This is a genomic window from Paraburkholderia sp. EG304 (assembly GCF_046543485.1).
Taxonomy (GTDB): domain Bacteria; phylum Pseudomonadota; class Gammaproteobacteria; order Burkholderiales; family Burkholderiaceae; genus Paraburkholderia; species Paraburkholderia youngii.
Genome location: NZ_JBKGUA010000420.1, coordinates 1 through 281, shown reverse-complemented (window position 1 = coordinate 281; position 281 = coordinate 1). Strand labels below are relative to the sequence as shown.

The 281-nt window shown below is 65.8% G+C and carries 1 protein-coding gene; it reads left to right on the top strand.

Annotation, left to right across the window (positions count from 1 at the left end; all coding sequences use genetic code 11):
- Positions 1–281, top strand: a 281-nt coding sequence (locus ACLFKU_RS44545) for a Mu transposase domain-containing protein (protein WP_410853495.1), incomplete at both ends; no start/stop codon positions are given.

The window sequence follows — 281 nt, the reverse complement described above, 5'->3', positions numbered from 1 at the left end:
AGGCCGGCACGCGCGAGCACGGCACGACGCGCGAGCAGCCGCTTGCACGTTTCGCCATCGAGAAGCCACTGCTCGCCAGACTGCCCGATGTGCCGCCAGTGCTGGCCGTATGGTGCGAGGTCAAGGTCCATACCGACGGGCACGTCGTCTACAAGAAGGCACTGTATTCGGTGCCGTTCACGCTCGTTGGCAAGCAGCTGTGGCTGAAGGCGACCGACACGGTCGTGCAGGTGTTCCACCGCCATGAGCTCGTCGCGACCCATCCGCGCTTGCGCAAGCCC